The organism is Psychrobacter cibarius, assembly GCF_016107535.1.
GTDB lineage: Bacteria > Pseudomonadota > Gammaproteobacteria > Pseudomonadales > Moraxellaceae > Psychrobacter > Psychrobacter cibarius.
In genome coordinates this window covers 155,131-171,672 of record NZ_JABASQ010000001.1, presented here as the reverse complement: position 1 = coordinate 171,672, position 16,542 = coordinate 155,131, and the positions used below count along the sequence as shown (strand labels likewise).

At 44.9% G+C, this 16,542-nt stretch carries 12 protein-coding genes and 2 tRNA genes; 4 read left to right on the top strand and 10 right to left on the bottom strand.

Annotated features, from left to right (window positions below):
• Positions 1-53: 53 nt before the first annotated feature.
• The 10 genes from JFC08_RS00755 to exaC form a co-directional block, all read right to left on the bottom strand.
• Positions 54-1,025 carry a DUF4424 family protein gene (locus tag JFC08_RS00755; protein ID WP_198329337.1) on the bottom strand — a complete coding sequence of 324 codons (972 nt, stop codon included), beginning with the start codon at positions 1,023-1,025 and terminating at the stop codon, positions 54-56.
• The gene (locus JFC08_RS00750; RefSeq protein WP_198329336.1) at positions 1,018-1,989 is read right to left on the bottom strand and encodes a peptide ABC transporter ATP-binding protein; all 972 of its coding nucleotides are present in this window, start codon (positions 1,987-1,989) and stop codon (positions 1,018-1,020) included. Before JFC08_RS00750 ends, JFC08_RS00755 begins: the two co-directional genes overlap by 8 nt.
• Positions 1,986-3,068 (bottom strand): ABC transporter ATP-binding protein, encoded by a 1,083-nt coding sequence (locus tag JFC08_RS00745; protein ID WP_244656484.1) that lies wholly within the window; start codon positions 3,066-3,068, stop codon positions 1,986-1,988. The genes JFC08_RS00750 and JFC08_RS00745 overlap by 4 nt, the downstream gene beginning before the upstream one ends.
• Before the next feature lies 1 nt (position 3,069).
• Positions 3,070-3,984, bottom strand: coding sequence for an ABC transporter permease (locus tag JFC08_RS00740; protein WP_198329335.1), 915 nt, complete (start codon positions 3,982-3,984; stop codon positions 3,070-3,072).
• A 141-nt stretch (positions 3,985-4,125) separates the two neighbouring features.
• The gene (locus JFC08_RS00735) at positions 4,126-5,142 is read right to left on the bottom strand and encodes an ABC transporter permease (protein ID WP_045453107.1); all 1,017 of its coding nucleotides are present in this window, start codon (positions 5,140-5,142) and stop codon (positions 4,126-4,128) included.
• A 210-nt stretch (positions 5,143-5,352) separates the two neighbouring features.
• On the bottom strand, positions 5,353-6,993 hold the full coding sequence (locus JFC08_RS00730) for an ABC transporter substrate-binding protein (protein ID WP_198329334.1): 1,641 nt from the start codon (positions 6,991-6,993) through the stop codon (positions 5,353-5,355).
• A 469-nt stretch (positions 6,994-7,462) separates the two neighbouring features.
• Positions 7,463-9,094 (bottom strand): GMC family oxidoreductase, encoded by a 1,632-nt coding sequence (locus JFC08_RS00725; RefSeq protein ID WP_198329333.1) that lies wholly within the window; start codon positions 9,092-9,094, stop codon positions 7,463-7,465.
• Positions 9,095-9,290: 196 nt separating this feature from the next.
• A complete protein-coding gene (locus tag JFC08_RS00720) occupies positions 9,291-9,617 on the bottom strand; it encodes a DUF779 domain-containing protein (RefSeq protein WP_055125119.1) in 327 nt (108 codons plus the stop codon).
• A 206-nt stretch (positions 9,618-9,823) separates the two neighbouring features.
• A complete protein-coding gene (adhP, locus tag JFC08_RS00715; RefSeq protein ID WP_198329332.1) occupies positions 9,824-10,852 on the bottom strand; it encodes an alcohol dehydrogenase AdhP in 1,029 nt (342 codons plus the stop codon).
• Between the two features lie 97 nt (positions 10,853-10,949).
• Positions 10,950-12,476 (bottom strand): acetaldehyde dehydrogenase ExaC, encoded by a 1,527-nt coding sequence (exaC, locus tag JFC08_RS00710; protein ID WP_198329331.1) that lies wholly within the window; start codon positions 12,474-12,476, stop codon positions 10,950-10,952.
• A 290-nt stretch (positions 12,477-12,766) separates the two neighbouring features.
• On the opposite strand from exaC, the gene JFC08_RS00705 reads away from it, so the two are divergent.
• The 4 genes from JFC08_RS00705 to JFC08_RS00690 all read left to right on the top strand — a co-directional run bounded on the left by JFC08_RS00705 (position 12,767) and on the right by JFC08_RS00690 (position 16,488).
• Positions 12,767-14,695 carry an AAA family ATPase gene (locus JFC08_RS00705; RefSeq protein ID WP_198329330.1) on the top strand — a complete coding sequence of 643 codons (1,929 nt, stop codon included), beginning with the start codon at positions 12,767-12,769 and terminating at the stop codon, positions 14,693-14,695.
• A gap of 175 nt (positions 14,696-14,870) precedes the next feature.
• On the top strand, positions 14,871-16,061 hold the full coding sequence (locus JFC08_RS00700; RefSeq protein ID WP_198329329.1) for a type I glyceraldehyde-3-phosphate dehydrogenase: 1,191 nt from the start codon (positions 14,871-14,873) through the stop codon (positions 16,059-16,061).
• A 162-nt stretch (positions 16,062-16,223) separates the two neighbouring features.
• Positions 16,224-16,314: transfer RNA gene (locus tag JFC08_RS00695), tRNA-Ser, on the top strand.
• A gap of 83 nt (positions 16,315-16,397) precedes the next feature.
• Positions 16,398-16,488: transfer RNA gene (locus tag JFC08_RS00690), tRNA-Ser, on the top strand.
• Positions 16,489-16,542 lie beyond the last annotated feature (54 nt).

The window sequence follows — 16,542 nt, the reverse complement described above, 5'->3', positions numbered from 1 at the left end:
TTAAAAGATTAAGTGTTTTATCAATGCGCTGAGCATACTCTACAAACTAACCGCTATTTCATAATAAAAGCCACATCAAAATCGTGCGTTGGAATAAAATTGCTCTCTTTAATCTCAAACGTCGTCGCGCTTACCTTTTTGACCTTACCCTTTCCTTCCCAGCAAAACGACACTAATTCATCAGGATCGCGCTCTACGGTAAGTTTGAAATTGGCAATAGGTTTGGCCCAGTTAGCCCCCGTAGTCAATATATAACTCAAGGCATGATAGGGGCGACCACCATTCTTGTGAAACCCTCGTTGGGTTGAAGCATCCACGCAAAAATCTGGGAATTGTTCCTCACCTAGATGAACTGAGCCACCCACAAGCGGTGTATATGAATGCTTGATTTTGGTCATCGCATTGGCTTTGAATTTTTGCTTCCAGCTATAAATCATCTGCGAATCCCAAGGTATATCAAGACTTTCTCTATCATAGATGAATTTATCTAATGCCTTGTTATTACAATCTAAAAGCTGTTGATTGACATATTCAGTGTCCACTTGATATGTCCAAGGCCCCATCATATCAGCCTCGTTAAGACCACAGGACTTGAATATTTCAGTCGTATCGACAGAGGTGTTCGCATAGGTTCTATCACCGTCTTTGACGACTATTGGGTACATAAAAGTGCGAACATGTAGTTCTGGATTAATGAGTTTGCCATTGACCCAAAGTTTAAAATTATTATAAGTTTCGCTAGTATCAGCAAAATCTGAGCCTGTAAAACTAGGAACAGCGGGCATAGGAAATAAAACGGTTTCGGTAATATCCTTATTGCTTAAGTTTTTAAACTCATAATTGACGCGGATTTTATCTTTGGAGATATATAAGTCTTCACTGTGCATGCTGATATTTTTATTTTTAAGATATTCAACACCGCCTGTACCTATGTAGCCAGTAGAGTCGTTTGCTTGGGCAGCAGTCATTGCTAGCAGCACAGTGTAAGCTAATGTACCGCTAAACATCAGATGGCGCTTATCCATATATTTCTTCTAAACGTAAACAAGCCACCAATCGACCGTCCCACTCTCGCAGTTGTGGCTCTATTTCGCTGCACTGCGACTTGGCATAGGGACAGCGTTTGTGCAGGGCGCAGCCACTTGGTGGATTAAGCGGACTTGGTAACTCGCCTTGTAGGGTCAGATCGTTCTTGTGGCCATTCACAGTCGGTGCAGCAGCCAATAGGGCGATGGTATATGGGTGTTTTGGCGCATTATAGATTGCCTCTTTCGGGCCGTGTTCGACCGCTTGACCTAAATACATCACCATCACATCATCAGCGACATGACGCACGACTGATAAGTTATGCGAGATAAAAACGTAAGCAGTACGATACTCGTCCTGCAAGTCCATGAATAGATTTAGAACTTGCGCTTGAATGGAAACATCGAGCGCGGAAGTTGGCTCATCAGCGACGACAATTTTAGGATTGAGCATCATGGCGCGGGCGAGAGCAATACGTTGGCGCTGACCCCCTGAAAACATATGTGGATAGCGGCCAGCATGTTCAGGACGTAGGCCAACATTTCTCATCATCTCGTTGATTTTGTCACGCTTGTCGTCTTTAGACAGTTTGGTATGGATATCCAGTGGTTCAGTCAATTGATAGCCAATGGTATGGCGTGGGTTGAGACTGCCATAAGGGTTTTGAAACACCATTTGGATTTCGGTACGCAGCTCTTTTAGCGCTTTTCTGCTATAGCCAGTGGTGGCTTCATCATTGATAAATAGCTCGCCATCAGTAGGCTCTTCGATGAGTGTGAGCTGGCGGGCAAGGGTAGATTTACCGCAGCCTGATTCACCGACGACGGCCAGTGTCTTGCCAGCCTCAAGCTCAAACGACACGCCATTTAGCGCTTTAACATAGGCTTTTGCTTTACCCAAACCTTGAGATACAGGGTAATGCTTGTGTAGATTGTCTGCTTTTAGGACCACTTTATTACTCATACTTGTGACTCCAATATAGCAGCGTGAGAGGTAGATAGGTGAGAAGGTGAGCTTGGTAGGTCAGCGTGAATACAGCGTACTTTGCCATTGGGCGTATCTAAAATGGGCGGTGGAACCTCACAAGCGGCTTCTTTATACGGACAACGAGGAGAGAGTAAGCAACCGCTTGGGCGGTCATACTGGCTTGGCACCACACCCGGCAAACTATTCAGTCGATCTTGACCGATAGCCAGCTCTGGGATGGCTTGCAGCAACGCCTCAGTATAAGGGTGAGCAGGCTTTTGGAAAATCTCCGGCACGGTACTGCTTTCGACCACTTGTCCGGCATACATGACCGCGACATCACGCGAGTTTTGCGCGACCAAACCCAAATCGTGGGTAATAAGCACCATCGCCATTTGTTTTTCGCGTTGCAATCGGCTTAGCAAGTCCATGATTTGCGCTTGCACGGTGACATCGAGCGCGGTGGTAGGTTCATCGGCGATCAGAAGCTTTGGCTCACAAGCAATTGCCATCGCAATCATAACTCGTTGACTCATACCGCCTGATAGCTGATGCGGATAAACCTTGAGTCGGTTTTTAGCATCGGGCATCTCGACCAACTCTAACAGCTCTAGGATACGCGCCTGTACGGCTGAGCCACGCAAGCCTAGATGCTTACGTAATACTTCACCCAATTGCATCTCAACCGTGAAGCTTGGGTTTAAGCAAGACATGGCATTTTGAAAGATCATTGAGATATCTTTGCCAATGATGCCGCGTTTTTCTTTGGCTGACATACTGAGCATGTCTTTATCATCGAACATAACGCGCTTGGAACGGACAGTTGCAGAGGGTGGTAGTAGCCCCATTAGTGCCATCATAGTAACTGACTTACCCGAGCCAGATTCACCCACGACTGCGATGACCTCACCTTGTGTAACCTTTAACGACACATCATCGACTGCACGAAAAGCGCGCACCCCTTGCCCGAAAGTCACTGAAAGATTTTCAATATCTAACAGCAATGGTGATTCTTTTTTTGATGCGTCATTCATAGAAGTGTGAGTGGTAGGCGTTTTAATTAATGGTTCAGTCATCTTAGGTCACCTGCTTTAATTTGGGATCTAGCGCATCGCGTAGGCCATCACCAGTCAAGTTAATTGACAATGCGGCTAAGAAAATAGCGACACCGGGCCAAATAGCGAGCCAAACATTACTCTGAATATATTGACGTGCTGTACCGAGCATCGCGCCCCATTCTGCATCGGGTGGCTGTACACCAAAGCCTAAGAAACCAATCGCACCTGCTTCTAAAATAGCAGAGGAGAAAATCATCGTCGCCTGCACGATGAGCGGTGCCATACAGTTGGGCAAAATGGTGATAAATAACAATCTAAGCACACCAGCGCCCATCACTTGTGAAGAGATAAAATACTCACGCTGTAGCTCTACCATCGCAGTTGCGCGCGTCAGACGAATAAAAGGTGGCGTACAGACCAAAGCGATGGTAATAATCGTATTGGTCATAGAAGGCCCTAAGATAGCGGCAATGATGATCGCCAACAGTAAGCTCGGGTAAGACATCAAAATATCATTGACCAGCATGACCGCTTTGCCCCAAACCTTGGGCCAAAATGCAGCACTAAGTCCTAATGAAACACCGACTAACATGGCAAGAGTCGTCGCGCTCAGACCGATAAATAGAGAATAACGCGCGCCATACATCACCCGAGACAAGGTGTCTCGTCCAGCATCATCCGTGCCCAGCCAAAACATGGTATTGCCGCCATCCAGAAAGGCAGGCGGCAACTGCTCTTGACCAGTAAATAACTCGTAAGGGTCATGGGGCGCAATGGCAGGCGCAAGGATGGCAATAATGACCATCAATGCCAGTACAATAAAACCAAGCACCGCGCCTTTGTTACGGCAAAACGTCGATAAAAATAACTGCCAAGATGACGGCGGTGTGGCGGCCATAAGATTGACATCAGAGGGAAGAACAGAAGGCTTCATGAGCAGTTCCTATAGTGGCTAGCGCGTTGAAAGTATGCCAGTCTCGTTTTTAGCAAGCATTTAAAATGTGCTAAAACTTACTCAAGACCATACAAACACCAATAACCACTATTTATAATATGAGTATTTATCAATGTTAAATTAAGAAGTATGTCGAATACGCGGATTGATAAGACCATACAAAATATCAATAAATAAACTAACCAAAATCAGGGCAGTGGCGACCAATAAAATACCGTTTTGCACGATAGGATAATCACGAGTGAAAAACCCATCGAGCAGCCAATTACCAACACCTGGCCAACTAAAAATAGTCTCAGTGATAATAGCCCCCGCGAGCAAGGTCGCCATCTGTAAGCCAATCACCGTCACCACAGTGATTAAGGCATTACGCATGACGTGTACCAATATCACGCGGCGCGGCGATAGGCCTTTGGCGCGCGCTGTACGCACGTAGTCCTCATCTAACACCTCTAGCATCGCCGAGCGTGTCATCCGTGCAATCATCGCGAGTGGTATGGTCGATAAGGCAATAGACGGTAGGATAAAGTGTTTGACCACATCCCAAAATGCGCCAGGTTCGCCTGATGTTAAAGAGCCAAGTAGCCATGATCCATATAAAGGTTTGACGTCTAAAAACTGCGCGACAGATATGACGCCAGCGACGGGCAACAGGCCGAGATAATGGGCGAATATACCAGTCAGGATAGGCCCCAATAAATAGATGGGCATAGAGTAGCCAGCCAGCGCCCCTGACATTAGAGTGTAGTCAATCCATGTACCACGTCGTAGCGCGGCAAAGATACCTAAGCTCACACCGACAACACTGGCAATGACAATGGCACACAAAGCCAGCTCTAAGGTTGGTACGAAATGAGCAAAGAAGTCTTGTAATACTGGAGTACGAGTACGAAAGGATTGACCAAAATCACCAGTCAATATTCCAGTTAAGTAATCCCAGTATTGGACAATGAGGGGTTTGTCTAAGCCAAGTCTTTCTAACGCTCGAGCATGTAGCTCTGGATCGACCATACGCTCACCCATCATAATCTCGACAGCATCTCCAGGGACGAGCCGAATTAAGGTGAATGTCGATAGCGTTAAGCCAAGATAGACAGGAATTAGAATGGCAATGCGACGCAAAATGTAAAGTAGCATGGGCTGCTCAATTCAATAGTTGTGGTTCAATCGTTTGAGATCGATGAGTAGAATGTTGGCAGAGATGAGAGAGTCGGTGACAAAATGCTTAAAAAATGCTTAATAAGGCGCTTAATTCATATAAATACGGCTGGAGCAGAGTGTCTGACCCAGCCGAATATAAATTAAACAATCATGCATGCATGTCTTACCGGACGTCATCAGCTCAGGTTATTCAACCTTTACACCATCGAAGCGTATTGAGCCAAGCGGACTAATTTTATAATCGACGACGTTTGGTGCGGTGAATACCGTGACCACCGAATGCGCCATTGTCGTCCAAGGCAGCTGCTCTTTGAATATCTGCTGAGCTTGTACATAGTCGCTGACGCGCTCATCTTGATTGGTAATCTGACGGGCGTTAGTCACCAAAGTGTCAAAGTCTTTATTACACCAGCGTGAGTAGTTATTGCCACCGACCGCATCACAAGATAGCAACGTACCAAGCCAGTTATCAGGATCCCCATTGTCACCAGTCCAGCCCGCTAGAATGACATCAGGCTCACCTTTAGCAGCGCGGTTTAGATACTCGCCCCATTCATAGGTCACAAGCTTGGTATCGACACCAATTTTCGCCCAATCTGCTTGTAGCATTTCAGCCATGAGTTTGGCATTAGGATTGTATGGGCGTTGCACTGGCATATACCATAGATTAATGGCAAGTTTGTCCGCGCCTGCTTCTTTGATAAGGGACTTGGCCTTTTCTACATCGTAAGGCGCATCTTTGATAGATTTGTCGTAACCCCATTGTGTGGGCGGCATAGGATTGGTGGCTTTTAATCCTTCGCTTTGATAAACCGCATTGATAATGGCGTCTTTATTGATGGCCATATCTAATGCTTGGCGAACTTTAAGGTCGCTAAGCTTCGGTTTTTCAACGTTATAGCCCACATAACCGACGTTAAAGCCAGGTTGATCGAGAACGGTGGCCTTACCAGATTTTTTGACAGAGTCAATTTCGGCAGGTTTTGGATAAGCGGACACATGACATTCGCCTGCTTGCACTTTTTGCGCACGAACCGCCGAATCTTTGGTGATAACAAACACGAGATTATCGATATGAATATCGTCTTTGTTCCAGTAGTCTGGATTTTTGGTATAACGAATTTGCGCGTCTTTTTGATAAGAAGTAAAGACGAAAGGTCCTGTACCAACGGGTTTAGTGTTGATATCAGCAGCATTACCAGAAGCCATTAACTTTTCTGCATACTCAGCAGAATCGATATAAGCGAAGGGCATCGCTAGGTTCTGTAAAAATGGTGCATTGGTTTCGCTGAGGGTGATTTTGACGGTAGAGTCATCAACCTTTTCGATATTGGAGATAATATCAGGTAGCCCCATACCTACCGAATAAGGGAACTCAGCAGGATAGGCTTTATTAAATTCAAACTCTGGATTGGTGATACGCTCTAGCGTAAAGACAATGTCATCTGCGTTGAAATCACGGGTTGGGGTAAAGTAATCGGTCTTACCATATTTAACCCCTTTACGTAGGTTAAAGGTATAAGTCTTGCCGTCTTCACTAATATCCCAGCTTTCGGCTAAGGCTGGCTGAATCTCAGTACCATCTCTTTTGAATTCCACTAAGCCGTTGTAGATGGGAAAGGCGCTCGCATCAAAATCTGTACCTGCAGTGTACTGTGCGGGATCGAATCCAGCCGGACTACCTTCTGAGCAATAAAGTAAGGTTTTGGCTGCTTTAGCATCTGAGCTGGCAGCAGATTCATCGGTGGTTTTGTTGTCGCCGCTACAGGCACTGATGCCTAGAATAACTGTCGCCAACATCGTCAATTTGAAGAGTGATTTTTGCATTATTACATCCTATGTAATGATAAATAGTCGCCAATATATTTATAAAATCATTTTTGACCTATAAATATAATGAGCGTGCTTTTAATTCCCTTTAAAGCAATTGTTTATATCGTGTTTCTAATATGCAAAATAAAAAATATTTCAGGTTATATTAACCATTATTCAGATTTGCAAAAAATATCGATATAAATAAGTGGTTTAAATATACTCTGTTCAACAGTGGTAATGCAAGACATCCGTAAGCTAATTTGATAGAAAACGTTCTGTTTTAATATCTTTATTGCTGAATTGGTTAGAGTTCCTCCTTATTTTAGAAATGCTGATAAAATAATCACGAAAAAACAAAGGTTAAAGTTTTATATAATTCGCTTATTTTCATTTTATTGAATATAAAGTTTTAATATATAAGCTTCTTAAATAAAAATACTAATTATAATAGGCATATCTTCCCATGTTTTATGGCGTGATATCATTCGATATGACCATGATTTGCTTTGATAAGGTCTGCGAGTTTTTCGGCAATCATAATCGTTGGCGCATTGGTATTACCGCTGATTAAAGTCGGCATGATTGAGGCATCGATGACCCTTAAGCCATTTACGCCGCGTACTTTTAATTGCAAATCAACCACGGACTGGTCATCTGAACCCATACGGCAAGTGCCGACAGGATGATAAATGGTATCTGACTTGTTGCGAATATAGCCGAGCATACCGTCTTTTTCGATATAGGGAGCAGGGTAGTCTTCAGTAATATATTTGGCGATGGGTGATTCTTGCATGATGGCGCGCGTACGCTCCGCGCCTGCAATCATATATTCCACATCTTTTGGGTGCGAGAGGTAGTTTGGATCAATCAATACCGCGTCTGAGGGGTCGGCGGAGTCCAGTCTGACCGTACCGCGGCTTTCAGGGCGTAGGTAGCAACTGTGACAAGAGACCGCAAAGCCACGTCTGAGATCACGACCGTGCTCAATCACGCGGGATATGACAAAGTGCAGTTGGGTATTTGGCCACTCTTTTGGATCATCACCGACACTAAAGAACGCGCCCGCTTCAGCATAGTTGGTAGACAAGAGTCCTGTACCATCCTTTCTCCACTGCCGAATACTTTTGGTCAATGTCGAAATTGTCGCCATACCAATACCGATGACGTCAGTGGTATTGACCTCGTAATCAAAAACGACATCTAAGTGATCTTGTAGATTACCACCAACATCGGGCGCATCTACCACGACGTCGATGCCATGCGATTGTAGATGCTCAGCAGGTCCAATACCTGACAACATCAGGACTTTGGGTGAGCCAAAAGTGCCCCCAGATAATATCACTTCATGACGCGCCATAACCGCATGCTCGACGCCATCTTTTTCATAAGCGACACCAACGGCTTGTTTGTCTTCAAAGATGACGCGGTTGGCTTGGGCGTGGGTGATGACGGTCAGATTTGATCGGTTTTGTACTGGATGTAGATAAGCCGCTGCCGCAGAGCAGCGTTGACCTTGTTTTTCGCCATGAAAGTGGGTGACTTGATATAGCCCTGTACCGTCTTGCTTTTCGCCATTAAAATCTTGATTATGATCTAAACCATTGGTGATGGCGGCTTCTACGAATGCTTTGGAGATATCACGCGGACTCAGTAAGTCACTTACATGCAGCGGTCCGCTATCACCATGTAGCTCGCCGCTACCATGAATATTATTTTCTGCTTTGATAAAGTAGGGCAGTACATCATCAAATCCCCAGCCTTCGCAGCCTTGCTCAACCCAACGTTCATAATCGAGCGCACTACCACGCGTATAAATCATGGCATTAATAGCCGATGAGCCACCCAAGCATTGACCACGTGGTTGGAAGCCACGACGGTTGTTCAGATGCGCTTGCGGCGTAGTTTGAAAGCACCAATTATTCAGTTTCAGCGGCTTGCCTGGCACCATCAAAATCAGTCCGGCAGGGACACGGACAGCAAGGTCTTTGCCTTCACCACCATATTCTAATAAACAGACACTAATGTCTGGGTTTTCTGTTAATCGGCTAGCAAGTACGCAGCCAGCTGAACCACCACCAACGATGACGTAATCAAATTTTTTATCAAATTCCATTTTACATTCCTTCTAGCATCCATGCTGAGTAAAACGTGCTCGTTAAAACGCGTTTATTGAAATAGGGTACGCATTACAGTATCTATTATTTTGCTGGAATAATAAAATAAAAATGACTAAGGGGTGTTTATCGATCAACATATGGCATGGCAAAACAATACTAGGTCGTTAAAACGCTGGTGGATACTATTTAAACTTATATAGCACATATCTCTGAACGTACGATAAAGCGCTTACCTTCTGGTATTTCAAGCGAAAAACTGGCTCCGCGTCCATCGACCACATCTATCGTTAGATCGGTATGTTGCCAGAGCTTATGCTGAGCTTTACCCATATAAAATGGACAGCCAACCAGCTCACCGATGAGTACGTCTTGTCCGCCTACTTTAAATTCGCCCAATGGATAACACATGGGTGAACTGCCATCGCAGCAGCCGCCTGATTGATGAAACATCAGCTCGCCGTGCTTAGATTTTAGTAAGTCGATTAATGCTTTGCAGGACTCTGTTGCCGTGACTTTCATAATGATTTCCTTATCGTTAGACCCGAACGAATGTCTTTCATAATCATACTGAATAGAAAATAAAGGGTCGCATCATATTCACTCACATGATTTATCATATGTGGTTGAAAACGATACGACCCTTTACTGATGATTACTCTAGCCAGTCATTGAGACGATGTTATGAATCTCAAAATATCATAAAGCATGTGGCTAGATAATGGTTGCTACAGACTATAGTCAATGACAATGCGACCTTCGATTTTGCCATCACGCATACGATCAAAGATATCATTGATATTTTCTAGTGGCTCAGCGGCAACGGTGGCTTTTACTTTGCCTGCTGCTGCCATGTCTAGCGACTCTTGCAAGTCGAGACGCGTACCAACGATTGAGCCACGAATGGTAATACCGTTTAAAACAGTATCAAAAATAGATACTGGGAATTCGCCCGTTGGTAGACCGTTACAGACCAAAGTACCACCGCGTCGTAACATGCCTAGTGCTTGATCAAAGGCTTTTGAGGATACTGCTGTCACGAGCGCACCGTGAGCACCGCCGATTTCTTTTTGTAGATATTCAGCAGGGTCAGTATTTTTCGCATTGACAGTGACTTTGGCGCCCAGTTTTTTAGCGAATGCCAGTTTTTCGTCATCAATATCAACAGCAGCAACGTTCAATCCCATCGCAATGGCATATTGAACTGCCATATGACCGAGTCCGCCAATACCTGAAACAACAACCCAATCGCCTGGCTTGGTGTCGGTCATTTTAAGACCTTTGTAGACCGTGACACCTGCACATAACACTGGTGCAATTTCAATAGAGTCAACGCTTTCAGGAATGATGCCGACATAGTTGGCATCTGCTAGTACATATTCTGCAAAGCTGCCGTTTACAGAGTAACCAGAGTTTTGTTGGCTTTCGCATAAGGTTTCCCAACCACCTAAGCAATGGGTACAGTGTCCACAAGCAGAGTAGAGCCAAGGGATACCGACTCGGTCGCCTTCTTTGACGTGAGTGACACCTTCGCCAACGGCAGTGATAAGACCAACGCCTTCGTGACCTGGGATAAAAGGTGGGCTAGGTTTGACTGGCCAATCGCCCTCAATGGCATGCAAATCGGTATGACAGACACCTGATGCCTGCATTTTTACGACGATTTGACCAGCACCTGCGGTTGGAATATCTACTTCTTCAATTTCTAAAGGTTGTCCGAATTCATGCAGCACGGCCGCTTTCATTTTATTACTCACGTTGTAACTCCTTGTCATCGTTCTTTACATTAAGATGCTCGGCGAGCATCGAGGTCGCATTTTACGCTTTTGCCATAAAGTGCTTTGAAAAACAGAATTAAAAGAAGCCCATCGCTTTAGGACTATAAGAGACCAGCATGTTTTTGGTTTGTTGATAATGATCAAGCATCATCAGATGGTTCTCACGGCCAATACCAGATTGCTTATAGCCACCAAACGCAGAATGCGCAGGATAGAGATGATAGCAATTCGTCCAAACGCGGCCAGCTTTGATGCCACGACCGAAACGATAAGCACGAGTACCATTACGCGTCCAGACGCCAGCACCAAGACCATATAAAGTGTCATTGGCTAGCGCCATCGCTTCTTCATCGTCTTTAAAAGTGGTGACAGCGAGTACGGGGCCAAAGATTTCTTCTTGGAACACACGCATATCATTCGTGCCTTCAAAGATAGTCGGCTGCACATAATAACCGTTTGCCATATCGCCATCATGTTTGGCAAGTTCACCGCCCACAAGGACTTTTGCACCTTCTTTCTTGCCAATATCGAGATAAGATAGGATTTTTTCTAACTGATCTGAGCTGGCTTGCGCGCCAATCATGGTGTCGGTATCAAGCGGGTTGCCCATTTTGATAGCTTTTACGCGAGCGATACAGCGTTTCATGAATTCATCATAGATGCTTTCGTGTACGAGGGCGCGTGATGGGCAAGTACAAACTTCACCTTGGTTTAGCGCAAACATGACCAAGCCTTCGACTGCTTTGTCTAAGAAGTCATCGTCTTCGTCCATGATATCAGCAAAGAAGATATTTGGGCTTTTGCCGCCCAGCTCTAGCGTGACTGGAATGATATTTTCACTGGCGTATTGCATAATTAAGCGACCAGTGGTGGTTTCACCCGTAAAGGATACTTTATCGATACGTGGGTTGGAAGCGATTGGTTTACCAGCTTCAACGCCAAAACCGTTAATGACGTTTAGTACGCCTTTCGGTAAAATATCCGCCGCGCCTATGATGTCAAGCATGTATAAAACAGAAGCTGGCGTTTGCTCGGCAGGCTTGAGGACGATACAGTTACCCGCAGCAAGGGCTGGGGCAATTTTCCAAATCGCCATTAGAATAGGGAAGTTCCAAGGAATGATTTGACCAACGACACCAAGCGGCTCATGAAAATGATAGGCAACCGTGTCTTCATCAATTTGGCTAATGCCGCCTTCTTGCGCGCGGATAACGCCCGCAAAATAACGCAAATGGTCAATGGCGATTGGGATATCAGCGGCAAGGGTTTCGCGAACTGGTTTACCGTTTTCATAGCTTTCAGCGATAGCGATTGCCTCTAAATTGGCTTCGATACCGTCAGCAAGTTTGAGCAACATATTAGAGCGATCAGTGACACTAGTTTTGCCCCATGCGTCTTTTGCTGCATGAGCGGCATCTAGCGCCGCTTCGACATCGGCAGCTTTAGAGCGCGCAATCTGACAGAAGGTTTTACCATCGATTGGACTTGAGTTGTCAAAGTATTCACCATCGATTGGTGCGACCCACTCACCATTGATGAAGTTGTCATATTTTTTGCGGAATTGAACAGGACTATTTTCAGTATTGGGATAGGCGTATAACATTAACGACTCCTTGTTGTGTATTATGGCTAGTTAAGAACAAACGACTTAAGCATAAATATTTGGCCATCCTGACCAAGCTATGACCCTATCGTACTGAGCTTTAGCGATGAGCGATAATGACTTTTTATAATGATATATTTCGTATCGTATAACTTTAAGTTATGTGGCTTATCAGGGTTAAAGTCGTCCGCAAAACGCAAGTAGCTGCTATAATTGTTGGCAGCTTTTTCTCTTATTATTTGCTCTTAAGCTGTTTTTCTTATTACTATTAACTTAATTGGTTTAGATATATGCGTCAATCTTCTGCTCTTGATATCTTAAAAACGGGTCAAAATGTCTTTTTGACTGGCTCAGCAGGTTCAGGTAAGACTTATACTCTCAATCAATATATCGACTACCTGCGTGCGCGCCGTGTGCCTGTCGCCGTCACTGCGAGTACTGGTATTGCTGCCACACACATGAATGGCACAACGATTCATAGCTGGTCCGGCATCGGTATCAAAGATGAGTTAAGCGACCGCGATTTGACTACGTTATCACGCAAGCAGTTTTTGGCAGACCGACTAAAAGATACTGCGGTATTGGTCATTGATGAGATATCGATGTTGCATGCTAAGCAGCTCAATTTGGTCAGCCAAGTACTCAAGCATGTCCGCAAAAATGACAAAGCCTTTGGTGGCATTCAAGTGGTCGTGGCAGGGGACTTTTTTCAGCTGCCACCGATTGGTAGTAAGGGTGAAACCAACCGTGAAAAATTTGCCTTTATGTCTGAAGCGTGGCTTGATGCCAAGTTCCATATTTGCTATCTGTCTGAGCAACACAGGCAGGTTAGTGAAGCGGCAAATGGCGGGCTTGATTTGGACGATATTCTCAACCAAATTCGCCGTCAGGAAGTCACTTTTGAATCGATTGCCGCGCTGGAGGCGACTTTTGATCAAAATGTCGATATCAAACGTACCCGCCTTTATACCCATAATCTCAACGTTAATAGTATCAATGATAAAGAGCTTGCCGCGTTAGAGGGCGAGATGATGCGCTTTACCGCCACGTCTACGGGCGACAGTAAATTGGTTGAGACCCTTAAAAAAACGGTACGTACCCAAGACGATTTGGTACTAAAAGTCGGTGCTAAGGTGATGTTTATCAAAAACAATACCGAACTTGGCGTCTCTAACGGTACGATGGGTGAGCTGATTGGTTTTGCCGCAGTAAAAATTAATGATGATAGCAAAGACAGCAGTGATGATTTAATCGCAGACGATGACGACAGTGCTGAAAGTGAGACTGATAAGAATGTAAAAGGCAAAAGTAAAAAAGCCATAAAAGAGAAACCCAAAGCCAAAAAGCCAACGACGCAAAAAATGCCCGTGGTTCGGCTCAATTCAGGGCGTGAAGTTGTCGCTGAGCCTGAAGAATGGATTATCGAAGATGAGACCGGTGACGTGCTAGCAAGCTATGAGCAAGTACCGCTTTGTCTGGCTTGGGCAATTACCATTCATAAGTCACAAGGCATGACGCTAGAAGCCGCTGAGATTGATTTGTCACGCACCTTTGAGCTTGGACAAGGCTATGTCGCATTGTCACGGTTAAAGTCGCTGGCTGGTCTGCAGCTGCTCGGTATGAACGACATGAGTTTGCAGCTTGATCCGCTAGCACGCGGCGCGGACAAACGGTTTTTGGTGCTGTCAGAAGAAGCTGATGCCAATTATTCGATGCTTGATGAAGAGAGCATGACGCAGGCACATGAGAAGTTTATTTTAAAATCGGGTGGTACGCTGAGTAAATCAGTGATTGATGCTTATGCCACTTTGCAAAAAAAGCGCCGCGAGCAACAACAAGCGCAAATAGACAAAAAACAGAAACTGGGCAATCAAGTTTCTGATAAGTCAGACAGTACCTTGCTTGCGACGCGATTATTATTAGAGGAGAGCTTATCGATTGCAGAAATCTCACAAGCCCGTCAGCTTTCACAATCGACCATCATGCGTCATATTGCTGACCTAAAATCTCAAGATCCAAGTCTCGCTTGTGATCATTTGCGTCCAGAGGATGAGGTGATGACGGCCGTTGGTAATGTCTACGTCGCGATTAAAGTCGCCAATAATCCAAATGATTTCAATGATGATGGCAGTATTAAATTGCGTCCAATATTCGATCATCTTAAGCAAAGTATTGATTACAATGCCATTCGTTTGGCACTGATTTTTATAACGCCCTAATACTGAATGGCGTCTTGATACTGAGTATGACAATTCAGGGTTCAAGCATTCACCAAAGCCATTTAGCTTTTATATAACAATCCTTAGAGCCGATTAACGACTTGTTGGTTTTGTCTCATTGTAGCGCTGACTTTGTAGTGCTCAATTTTTTATCCCTTTATAGCGATATCTTTTTATGCCTGATTTTTCGAGCGCCACTTATCAATTAACGTCTGACCCAGTAGCAGCAGCGGCGTTTCATGCATCTAGTGAGCATACACAACCACTGAGGATTGCTATCAATGGTTTTGGACGTATAGGACGCAACGTTTTGCGGGCATTGCTAGAGCGCTTTGAGGTATTAGGCCGTGCGATCCATGTCGTGGCAATTAATGATTTAGCACCAGCGGATATTTTGCTGCATTTATTAAAGTTTGACAGCACGCATGGTCGCCTAAGTCGCCTTGGGGTCAGTGCTGATATTGTGGCGAGTAGCAACGATGAAGCGAGCGATGACGGTAACAATAACAGCGCCACACAGCTTTGTCTCACAAAAAACAATTATACCTACTGTATCAATTTATTCTCAGAATCTAACCCTGTACAGTTGCCTTGGCAGGCGCTGGGTGTCGATGTGGTGCTAGAGTGTACCGGACATTTTCGCTCTTATGAGCAAGCACAACTGCACATAGAGGCTGGCGCGCAGCAGGTGATTATCGGCGCAGCGCCATTCGATGATGTCGATGCTTGTATCGTTATGGGCGTTAATACTGATGAGCTAACACGTGAGTTGCCGATTATATCGAGCGTTTCTTGTACCACGCAGGCCTTGGTTCCCTTGATTGCGACGCTTGATACCGCATTTGGGGTAAAGTCAGCGATGATGACGGAGATTCATGCTGTCACCGCTGATCAGACAGTGCTTGATCAAGCGCACCGTGACCCAAGACGCGCACGAGCTTCTGGTTACAACATTATCCCGACCACCTCTAGCAGTATCGCGGCGACAGAGCGTGTGCTACCTGCTATGGTAGGCAAGATAAATGGGCATTCGATACGCGTACCTACCATTGATGTCGCAGCTATTGATGTGACTTTTGTTTTTGATACGCCCGATGTGTCTGTCGAGGCAGTCCGCGAGGCACTCAAATCTGCCAGTCAGGCACATTTGCGTGACATCATGGCTTATACGGATGAGCCACTGGTCTCTAGCGATTTTATCCATCAGACTGAGTCTTTGATCATTGATGGTCAGCAGCTCATGCAAGTGGGTAGCCAGTACAAGGTTTTTGCATGGTATGACAACGAATGGGGTTATGCCAATAGATTACTAGATATGTGTCTACATCTGGCTTCTCATAAAAAACCTATCGTCAATTCTCTATAATAGAGTGACCGCGCTAACCTCGCTGCAAGTATCATATATACCTCTGCATGCAGTTGCCTTGACTCTTTTTTAAACTGAATCAACGATAGCATCAAAATAATTTAAATTCGTGCAATTAATTGCTTGCATTCTTATGTTATATCGCTATAATAACGCACAAATGGAGACGTGGCAGAGTGGTTGAATGCACCGGTCTTGAAAACCGACAAGGGTTTGTAGCCCTTCGAGAGTTCGAATCTCTCCGTCTCCTCCAAATTCGAAAGCCGCAATCATTATTAATGATTGCGGCTTTTTTTGTTGCATTTTTATTTTATATCGTTATAATAATGCACAAATGGAGACGTGGCAGAGTGGTTGAATGCACCGGTCTTGAAAACCGACAAGGGTTTGTAGCCCTTCGAGAGTTCGAATCTCTCCGTCTCCTCCAAATTCAAAAAAATCCCCAATCAGTGATGATTGGGGCTTTTTTTATGCTGGATAT